The organism is bacterium (assembly GCA_020440705.1).
Classification (GTDB): Bacteria; Krumholzibacteriota; Krumholzibacteriia; order LZORAL124-64-63; family LZORAL124-64-63; genus JAGRNP01.
On record JAGRNP010000039.1, the window covers coordinates 20,177 to 29,176 of the forward strand.

Here is a 9,000-nt window from a genome sequence, read left to right on the forward strand (position 1 = left end):
CCCGGATCCTCAAGCGCACCCTCGGATGCACCGCCAACCGACAAATCGCCCGCGATCTCGGCGTCGCCCCGACGACTGTCGACCGCCACGTCGCCCGCCTCGGCCGGCACTGTATGCTCTTCCACCTGGATAGGATCCGGGATCTGGCGCCACCCCGCGAGATCGTCGTCGACGGCTTCGAGTCGTTCGAGTGGAGCCAGTATCACCCCATCCACCACCATCTGGCCGTAGGCAAGGAAACCGACTTCTTCTACTACTTCACCGACAGCCCCCTGCGCCGCAAGGGCCGGATGACGGCCGCCCAGAAGAACCGTCGCATGGCACTCGAGTCCGCGCTCGGTCGCCCGAACCCGAAGGCGATAGAGAACGACATGAAGGAGCTCCTGGAGGTGGTTCTGCGGGGGCGGCGGTCGGCGAGAGTGCTGAGCGATGATCATCCGGCGTATCGGCGGGCGATCCGGCGGATGAACGTGCGGATAGAGCACGCCGTGACTCCGGGCACGGCGTATCGGGACCGGAATAACCCGTTGTGGGAAGTGAACCTGCTGGATCTGCTGATCCGTCACTCGAGCGCGAATCACAAGCGGGAGACGATCGCCTGGTCGAAGCGGCGGCAGTCCAGTGCGGAGCGGTTGGCGATCCTGCTGGTGTGGCGGAACTACATGAAGGGGCGGCGTGAGAAGGTGCGCGGAAGTCCCACACCTGCGATGGAGTTGGGGATCATGGCGGAGAGGTTGGTGCCGGAGGAGTTGTTCAAGAAACGTTTGTTCGCGACGAGGACGGAGATGCCGGCAAGGTGGCGGGCGTACTACGACCGGGCTGTGGAAACGAAGCCCGTAGCGAACTGTAGACGCCACGGGCTTAGCTACGGCTACTAGACCGTTGTCGGGCTTTGGCTGTCGATTGCTCCGTCCGGGGCCGTGCACAATCTCAGCGGCACAACCGAATTTTATTCTTGGTTGCGGCTTAATTATATGGTATAAATTGTATACGTAACCCTCAATCAACAAAGAAGGTACGCAGGGCTGTTCCGGATGACCATCCGCAACGAAAACGCGGGATCGAAAGCATAGCGGTCCCCGGAGACGGAGGTGCGACCTCCGTTTTGCCTTGCCGACAACAGGGGAAGTGGCCGCAGGGCCACCGACCGGAAGAAGAGGCGTTCCATGACCAAGGCGGAATTGGTGGACCTGATCTCGTGGCAGACCGGGGTCAGCAAGAAGGACACGGGGACCATCGTCAACCTCATCCTCGACAACATCGGCCAGGCCCTCGTGCAGGGCGACAAGGTCGAACTGAGGGGCTTCGGCAGCTTCAAGGTGAAGACGCGCCGGTCCCGGCAGGCCCGCAACCCGCGCACGGGCGAGTCGGTGCAGGTGCCGGCGAAGCGGGTGCCGTATTTCAAGACCTCGAACGAGCTGAAGGGCCGCATGAACGGCGACCTCGAGGACGGTCAGGACTGACCCTCGTGGGGCCTGGGACCGGTTTTCCGGTTGTGTCGGGCAACACCATGGCCTATCTTGGTCGTTCTCCGCGGCACGGGGACCTCTGGCTCCTCCGTGCCCAGTCGTGTGTTCCGGGAGGGCCCGGAGCCGGTCCCGAGGATGGAAAGGCGGGTGAACATGCCTAACGGGCGTAAGCGCAAACGCAAGAAGATTGCGACTCACAAGCGCAAGAAGCGGTTGCGTAAGAACCGTCACAAGAAGAAGTAGCGAGCCAGAGCGGCCGGCGCGACCCTGTGTGGCGCCGGCCGGCGCGCTGAGCGCGTCATCTGCCGCGGGCGGCGCGGCGAACGGCCTGATGCCGTCGCCGGAGCGCCAGTCCGGAGGATCCGGAACCGATCTCGCCGAGGGAGTGCAGGGATGGCTGACCACAACGAACGGCGGCGGGCCCAGCGGGTCGACGCCAACCTGAATCTCGAGGTCAAACTGCCCCAGGCGGACGGCTCGATTTCGACGGCCAGCCTCGAGACGATCAACATCAGCACCTCCGGCGTGTACTTCCGCTCCGACCACTTCATCGAGCCCATGACCAAGCTGGGCATGGAGCTCGAAGTCACCGTACCCGCCGCGGACGGCGGAGCGCCGGGGTCCGCGCTGGTGCCCTGCGAGGGCCTCGTCGTGCGCTCCAATCCCGAGGCCGCGGTGGCCGGCTGCACCGACTACGAGATCGCCGTTTTCTTCACCCACATCGAAGCCGACGGCATGGCCAACCTTGAGCGGCACATCGCCCTGCTCCTGTCCGATCTCGACTGATTCCCGCCCCGGATTCTCCCGCGTGGGCCCCTTTTGGGGTCAAGGCGCCGATTTGCCGGTCGATAACCCGGACAAGACATCCGGGTCCCGCCGCGGGGTCCCGAGCCCGTCATCCGCCCGAAAGACGACCCATGGCCGAGGCGAAGGAACGCACGATCCTGGTGGTGGACGATTCGCCGCCCACCTGCCTGTACCTCAAGCGCGTCCTCGAGAAGCGCGGTTACGAGGTGCTGACCGCCGGTGACGGCGCCACGGGCGCCCGCATGGCCATGGAGAACCTGCCCGACCTGATCCTGCTGGACAAGGAGATGCCGGGCATGCACGGGTTCGACGTCAGCCGCATCCTGCGCCGGCACCAGGACACGCGGGGCATCCCCATCCTCATGATCTCGTCCGAGGACAAGACCTCCGAGAAGATCATGGGTCTGGACATGGGCGCCGACGACTTCATCACCAAGGGCATCAACGGCGAGGAGCTGTACTCGAAGATCCGCGCCTTCCTGCGCATCAAGGACCTGCAGGACAAGCTGCGCCACCAGAGCGACAAGCTGAACCAGATCTTCCGCTTCCTGCACGAACCGGTGGCCATCTGCAGCCACGACGACAAGGTGCTGCTGAGCAGCCAGGTCTTCCTGAGCCTGCTGCGCATGCCGCGCGAAGTGGCCCAGTTCAAGTCGATGACGGAGATCCTGACCACCCTCGGCGTCGCGCCCGAACTGATCGAACGGCTGCGCGAGGGCGTGCGCGAGGACGTGCGCCTGACCATCACCATCGACGGGATGGTGACGCACCTGACGGCCCGCACGGCGCGCATCCAGCTCGACGACGAGATGGCCATGGCCTATGTCTTCCGCGACATCACCAAGGTGGTGGAGGCCGAGCAGATGAAGGCCGACTTCCACAGCATGATCGCCCACGACCTGCGCTCGCCCATGTCGGTGATCCAGGGCTACGTCTCGCTCATGGCCACGGGCAAGACGGGGGAGATGAACGAGACCCAGGTCGAGTTCCTCGACAGCGTGAACCGCAAGATCACCGAAATGACGGCCTTGCTGAACGATTTCCTCGACATCAACAAGATCGATGCGGGCTTCGTGAACCTCAAGCGCGAGGACATGGACCTCGGCAATCTCTGCCGCGAGGTCCTCGATGACCTGGCGCCCATGGCGGCGGGTTCGGCGCTGCAGGTCGACCTGGAACTGCCCGACGCGGCCGTGGTCGTGCACGCCGACCCCCTGCGCATGACCCAGATCCTGCGCAACCTCGTCAGCAACGCCATCAAGTACAACCGCGAGGGCGGCTGGGTGCGCCTGTCGGTGGAGACGCGGGGCGAGACGGTCCGCGTGGCCGTCTCCGACGGCGGCATCGGCATGAGTGCCGACGAGCTGCGCGTCCTCTTCCAGCCCTACACGCGGGGCAAGTCCCAGCGCACCATCAAGGGCGTCGGGCTGGGCGTCGTCATCATCAAGAAGCTGGTCGAGGCCCACGGGGGCCAGATCGAGGTGCGCAGCGAGCCGGACAAGGGTTCGACGTTCCGCTTCACGCTGCCCCTGGTGACGGCCGCCGCCGACCGGGAGACGGCTGCGCCACCGGCTGTGGAGCCGGTCCCCGCGCCGGTCTGAGCCGGCCCCCGCCGGCGGGACGTCCCGCCCAGGTTTCACCCACCGCCTGCAACGGGATCTGACACGGCCGCCGGCCCACCGCCGGCGGCCGTGTCCTTTCGTTCCCGGCCGGAAGATCCTGCCGCCCGGCAGATCCTGCCGCCGCGTCCGCCCGTCGGGCGCCGATTCCCTCCCCGCACCCTCTCCGGTCCAGGGCGGCCCCCGGCACCCGGCGGCAATTCCTGCCGGTCCCGCCGCGGGGCGGATCGCCGGACCGGGGCACGGCGCTTGCCCCCCGGGCGATGGGGAACCGGGTCCGCGACGATCCGGGGAAAGGACGTTTCGACGTGATCCGCAGTCTGAATACCGCCGAGCGCGCCATGCAACTGGAGCAGGTGCGCATCGACGCCCTGGCCAACAACCTGGCCAACGTGAACACGACCGGGTTCAAGCAGATCCTGACCCGGGTGGCCCAGCCCGACGACCCCAATGGCGGTGGCGGGACGAATCCCGGCCAGCAGGTCCAGGCCCAGACCGGTGCCCGCCAGACGCCGGGCACCGGCAACTGGGCGCCCGTCACGCGCATGGACCTGACCCACGCCCTGGACAACCGGCGCGGGCCGGTGACCGCCACCGGTCGCGACACCGACATCGCCGTCATGGGCGACGGGTTCTTCGAGCTGGCAACGCCCGACGGGCCGGTCTACACCCGCGACGGGAGCTTCACGGTCAACGCCCAGCAGCAGCTGACGTCGGCGGACGGCAAGCTGGTCCAGGGCGAAGGTGGACCCATTACGTTGGACGGCAAGGACTTCGCGGTCGGCCCGGATGGAACCGTCACCGTCGACGGTCGGCCGGCCGGCCGGTTGAAGCTGGTGGAGTTCGACGATCCGACCCGCCTCGAGCACATGGGAGACGGCGTCGTGCGGGCGCCCGACTTCCTCGAGCCCAAGCCGGTGCCGCAGGACCGCGTCGTGGTGGCCCAGGGTCATCTCGAGGGCAGCAACGTGAACCCGATCGACACGCTGGTGGCCCTGATCACGGCCCAGCGGGCATTCGAGGTGCAGAGCAAGGTGATGAAGACCGAGGACGACCTGTTGAGCAAATCGGTGAACACGCTGCCGCGGGTGAACGCCTAGCGGCCCGGGCCCGCGAAAGGAATAGGACATGATCCGAGCCATGGGAACCGCCGCGTCCGGCATGAAGGCGCAGCAGATGAACATCGACACGATCGCCAACAACCTGGCGAACGTGAACACCACCGGCTACAAGAAGAGCCACCCCGAATTCCAGGACCTGCTCTACGAGAAGGTGCTGCCCGGGGGGCAGGTCGACGCCGAGGGCCGCGCCGCGCCGACGCGCGTCGAGGTCGGTCACGGAGTGAAGCTGGTGGCCACGAACAAGAACTTCAGCCAGGGCACGGTCGTGCAGACGGGCAACGCCCTGGACCTGATGATCGAGGGCGACGGCTTCTTCCAGGTGCGGATGCCCGACGGCACCATCAAGTACACGCGCGACGGCAGCTTCAAGCTCGACGCCGACCGCAGCGTGGTGACTTCGGCCGGCTACCGCCTCGAGCCCGAGGTGACGGTGCCCGAGGACGCCATCGAGCTGTCGGTGAGCCGGGACGGCATCATCGCGGTGATGGTCGCGGGCGACGACGCCAACATCCAGGAGATCGGCCAGCTCGAACTGGCGCGCTTTCCGAACGCGGCGGGCCTGACGTCCCGCGGCGGCAACATCTTCGGCGAGTCGCCGGCCAGCGGTGCGCCCCTCCTCGGCACGCCCGGCCTCGAAGGGATGGGTGAGACCACCAGCGGCTTCCTCGAGATGAGCAACGTCGAGACGGTGGACGAGCTGGTCAACATGATCTCGGCCCAGCGGGCCTACGAGCTGAACTCCAAGACCATCGCCATGGCGGACGAGATGCTCCAGACCGTGAACAGTCTCAAGAGGTAGAGGATTGAACCGTAACGGGCACAACGTTTTGGCGATCACGGTGGTGGGCTGCGCGGTGCTCTGTGCCGCCGTCCCGGCAGCGGCTTCGCCTTGGCGCCTGGTGTTGCCCGATACGGTGGAGATCAGCGGCGGTTCGGCCTGGCTGCGCGACGTGGCCCGGGGGCCGGTGCCGGCCGCGGCGGGCGAGGTCCTGCTTCACGCCGGTGCGGCGCCCAACACCTCGGTCATGGTTTCGCGGCGCATGATCCTGCGCCGCCTGGTGAGCGCCGGCCTCGGCGGCGGGGTCAGCTTCGGCGGGGCCGAGGCGACGTGCCTGGTCTTCCAGGGGCGGGAACTCGACGGCCGCACGGTGGCGGTGACACTGCGGCGGGAGCTCCAGGCCCTGGTGCCCAAGCCGGTGCCCGGGGCGCCGGACTCGTGGCTCGACGTGGAGATTCCGGAGATGCGGCTGGCCGCGGTGGGCGACTGGCAGCTGCACCTCAAGCGCAGCGAGCGCCTGACGCCCGGCCGCAACCTGGTGCCGGTCCAGCTGGAGGCCGGCCCGCACCGGGAGGCCTTCACGGCCTCGGTGGTGCTGCACAGCTTCGACGAGACGGCCCGGGCGGTGCGCGGCATCGACCGCGACACGCCCCTGGCCGAGGCCCAGTTCGCCTGGGAGTGGCAGGACCTGTCGGCGCTGCCGGCCGGCGTCGCGGCGGGGCGGCTGCTGCTCGCCGGGGCGAGCGCGACGCGCAGCATCGCCGCGGGCGACCTGCTGCGGCTGGCGGACGTGAAGGAGACTCCGGCCATTCTGGCCGGCGACGAGGTGGAACTGATGGTGGTGCGCGGCCAGGTGGCCGTGTCGGTGCGGGCCACGGCCCGCCAACCCGGCTGCGTGGGGCAGACGATTCCCGTGCGCAGCGAACTGACCGGACGGCTGGTGAATGCCCGCGTGACGGGACCCGGCCTCGTGGAATGGAGACGATGAGACCATGGCGGAACTGAAACATCTCCTGCGCACCAGCCCCGTGGCGCGCGCCTGCGCGGTGGTGGCCGTGCTCGCGGCTCTCGGGCCGCTGGTGGGCCGGGCGGCGGCCAAGACGCCCCTGGTGGACTTCGAGAGCGGTCAGTCCCTCTTCACGAACATGAAGGCGCACCGCGTGGGCGACCTGATCACCATCCTGATCACCGAGGAGAGCTCGGCCAAGGCCGCGGCCAAGACCAAGGCCGACAACAAGAGCGAGACCTCGGGCGGCCCCGGCCTCGGCGTGCTGAACTTCATCAAGCCGTGGGACATGAGCGTGGAGAACAAGTACAAGGGCGACGGCGACACCCAGCGCAAGGGCAGCCTGCAGGCCGAGATCACCGCGCGCATCACCGAGGTGCTGCACAACGGCGACTTCCGTCTCGAGGGCACCCGCATGATCAACATCAACGGCGAGAAGCAGTTGATCGAGATCACGGGCGTGTGCCGCGGCCGCGACATCGCGCCGGACAACACGATCCTCAGCACCTTCATCTCCGACGCCCAGATCGCCTACAACGGTTCGGGCATCGTCAACGACACCAGCGAACCGGGTGTCGTGACCAAGATCCTCAACTGGCTGTTCTAGGAGGCCCGCATGAGCACGCGTACGCAGAGATATCTTCCGCTCCCGGTGCTGCTGGCGGTGGTGCTCGCCGGCGCGGCGCCGATGGGGGCGGCCGGCGCGGACCTGTCCCGCATCAAGGACCTGGCCTACCTCGAGGGCACCACCGACGAACCGCTGGTGGGCTACGGTCTGGTCGTGGGCCTGAACGGCACCGGTGACAGCCCGAGCGCCGAGAACACGAGCAATTCCATCGCGACCATGCTCGAGGCCCTGGACGTGACGGTCGATCCGGCCGACCTGAAGGCGAAGAACGTGGCCGCGGTGATCGTCACGGCCGAACTCGACCCCAACCTGAGCGTGGGGGCCCGCATCGACGTCAAGGTGAACAGCCTGAACGACGCCTCGAGCCTCGAGGGCGGCCATCTCGTGATGACGCCCCTGCACGCCGTCGACGGCACCATCTGCGTGCTGGCCCAGGGTTCGGTGTCCATCGGCGGCTTCAACGTCAAGAGCGGCGCCAACAACAGCTTCCGGAAGAACCACACCCAGGCGGGCGTGGTCTCCAACGGCGGCACCGTGAAAGTGCCCCTCGGCGGCGAGTTCATGCAGGGCAACACGTTCAACTGGCTGCTGAACAGTCCGGACTTCACGACGGCGGCGGAGGTCGCGAAGTCGATCAACGCGGAGTACGGTCCGGGCATCGCGAAGGCCAAGGACGCCCAGCGCATCGAGGTGGCCCTGCCGGCCCGCTTCGCCGACGACCCGGTGGGCTTCATCGCCGGCATGAGCGCCCTGAGGGCGGCCAGCGACGCGGTGGCCCGCGTGGTCCTGAACGAGCGCACCGGCACCATCATCGTCGGCAAGAACGTGCGCCTGAAGGAGGCCGCGGTCGCCCACGGCACCCTCAAGGTCGTCGTGAGCACCTACTACGACGTGAGCCAGCCCAGCAGCTTCAGCCGCACCGGCGAGACGGTGATCGTGCCCGAGGTGAACACCGACGTGCAGGACCGCGAGGCCCAGGTGCTGCGGGTGCCCGACACGAGCACCGTGGCCGACGTGGTCGGGGTGCTGAACGACATCGGGGCCAGCCCCCGCGACATCATCGCCATCCTCGAGGCCCTCAAGCGCGCCGGTTCCCTGCAGGCGGAACTGGTGCTGATGTAGGACCCGCCATGGACGTCCTCGGCGCCACGCCCGGTTCCCTGCTGCTCGACCAGGCCGCCACCGGGGCCGAGGACGCCCGGCTGCGCCGTCTGGCGGGCCGGACGGGGTCGCGCGAGGACCTGGCGAACCTGCGCGAGACCGCGCAGGAGTTCGAGGCCGTCTTCCTGAACCAGCTGATGAAGGTCATGCGCGAGACGGTGCCCGAGAACGACCTCTTCAATTCGGGCGGCGCCACCAAGTTCTACCGCCAGATGCACGACGCCGAGATCGCCCGGGCCATGGCCACCGGACGTTCGGGTCTCGGCGTGGCCGACCTCATCGTCCAGCAGTTCGCGGCCAGCGTGGGCGAAGGCCGGGATCAGGCGGCGGGCGACCTGTCTCCGGGCGCCGCGTCGGCCGCGCCCCCGACCCCGGCAGCGGCTTCCGAACGGCTCCCCGAACCCCTCATCG

The 9,000-nt window shown here is 67.9% G+C and carries 10 protein-coding genes; all 10 read left to right on the forward strand.

Features of this window, described 5'->3' with window-relative positions; translation table 11 throughout:
• Positions 1-878: hypothetical protein (locus KDM41_07975; protein ID MCB1183356.1), on the forward strand; the 878-nt coding region annotated here is incomplete at its 5' end.
• 288 nt (positions 879-1,166) lie between these two features.
• Complete coding sequence (locus KDM41_07980; protein MCB1183357.1) at positions 1,167-1,463, forward strand: integration host factor subunit beta; 297 nt, start codon at positions 1,167-1,169, stop codon at positions 1,461-1,463.
• Between the two features lie 399 nt (positions 1,464-1,862).
• The gene (locus tag KDM41_07985; protein ID MCB1183358.1) at positions 1,863-2,255 is read left to right on the forward strand and encodes a PilZ domain-containing protein; all 393 of its coding nucleotides are present in this window, start codon (positions 1,863-1,865) and stop codon (positions 2,253-2,255) included.
• Between the two features lie 131 nt (positions 2,256-2,386).
• On the forward strand, positions 2,387-3,877 hold the full coding sequence (locus KDM41_07990) for a hybrid sensor histidine kinase/response regulator (GenBank protein MCB1183359.1): 1,491 nt from the start codon (positions 2,387-2,389) through the stop codon (positions 3,875-3,877).
• A 326-nt stretch (positions 3,878-4,203) separates the two neighbouring features.
• On the forward strand, positions 4,204-4,995 hold the full coding sequence (locus KDM41_07995; GenBank protein ID MCB1183360.1) for a flagellar hook-basal body protein: 792 nt from the start codon (positions 4,204-4,206) through the stop codon (positions 4,993-4,995).
• Positions 4,996-5,023: 28 nt separating this feature from the next.
• Positions 5,024-5,815 carry a flagellar basal-body rod protein FlgG gene (flgG, locus tag KDM41_08000; GenBank protein MCB1183361.1) on the forward strand — a complete coding sequence of 264 codons (792 nt, stop codon included), beginning with the start codon at positions 5,024-5,026 and terminating at the stop codon, positions 5,813-5,815.
• A gap of 4 nt (positions 5,816-5,819) precedes the next feature.
• Positions 5,820-6,782 carry a flagellar basal body P-ring formation protein FlgA gene (gene flgA / locus KDM41_08005; protein ID MCB1183362.1) on the forward strand — a complete coding sequence of 321 codons (963 nt, stop codon included), beginning with the start codon at positions 5,820-5,822 and terminating at the stop codon, positions 6,780-6,782.
• A gap of 4 nt (positions 6,783-6,786) precedes the next feature.
• Positions 6,787-7,407, forward strand: coding sequence for a flagellar basal body L-ring protein FlgH (locus tag KDM41_08010; protein MCB1183363.1), 621 nt, complete (start codon positions 6,787-6,789; stop codon positions 7,405-7,407).
• A gap of 9 nt (positions 7,408-7,416) precedes the next feature.
• Entirely contained in the window at positions 7,417-8,550 is a 1,134-nt protein-coding gene (locus KDM41_08015) for a flagellar basal body P-ring protein FlgI (protein MCB1183364.1), read from the forward strand.
• A gap of 8 nt (positions 8,551-8,558) precedes the next feature.
• Positions 8,559-9,000 (forward strand): rod-binding protein (locus tag KDM41_08020; protein ID MCB1183365.1); only part of this gene is annotated, 442 nt, incomplete at its 3' end.

Bases quoted from the DNA above. Each gene is read 5' to 3' on its own strand.
- KDM41_07985 (MCB1183358.1), top strand. From the start codon at position 1,863: ATGGCTGACCACAACGAACGGCGGCGGGCCCAGCGGGTCGACGCCAAC.
- KDM41_07990 (MCB1183359.1), top strand. From the start codon at position 2,387: ATGGCCGAGGCGAAGGAACGCACGATCCTGGTGGTGGACGATTCGCCG.
- KDM41_08010 (MCB1183363.1), top strand. From the start codon at position 6,787: ATGGCGGAACTGAAACATCTCCTGCGCACCAGCCCCGTGGCGCGCGCC.
- KDM41_08015 (MCB1183364.1), top strand. From the start codon at position 7,417: ATGAGCACGCGTACGCAGAGATATCTTCCGCTCCCGGTGCTGCTGGCG.
- flgG (MCB1183361.1), top strand. From the start codon at position 5,024: ATGATCCGAGCCATGGGAACCGCCGCGTCCGGCATGAAGGCGCAGCAG.
- KDM41_07980 (MCB1183357.1), top strand. From the start codon at position 1,167: ATGACCAAGGCGGAATTGGTGGACCTGATCTCGTGGCAGACCGGGGTC.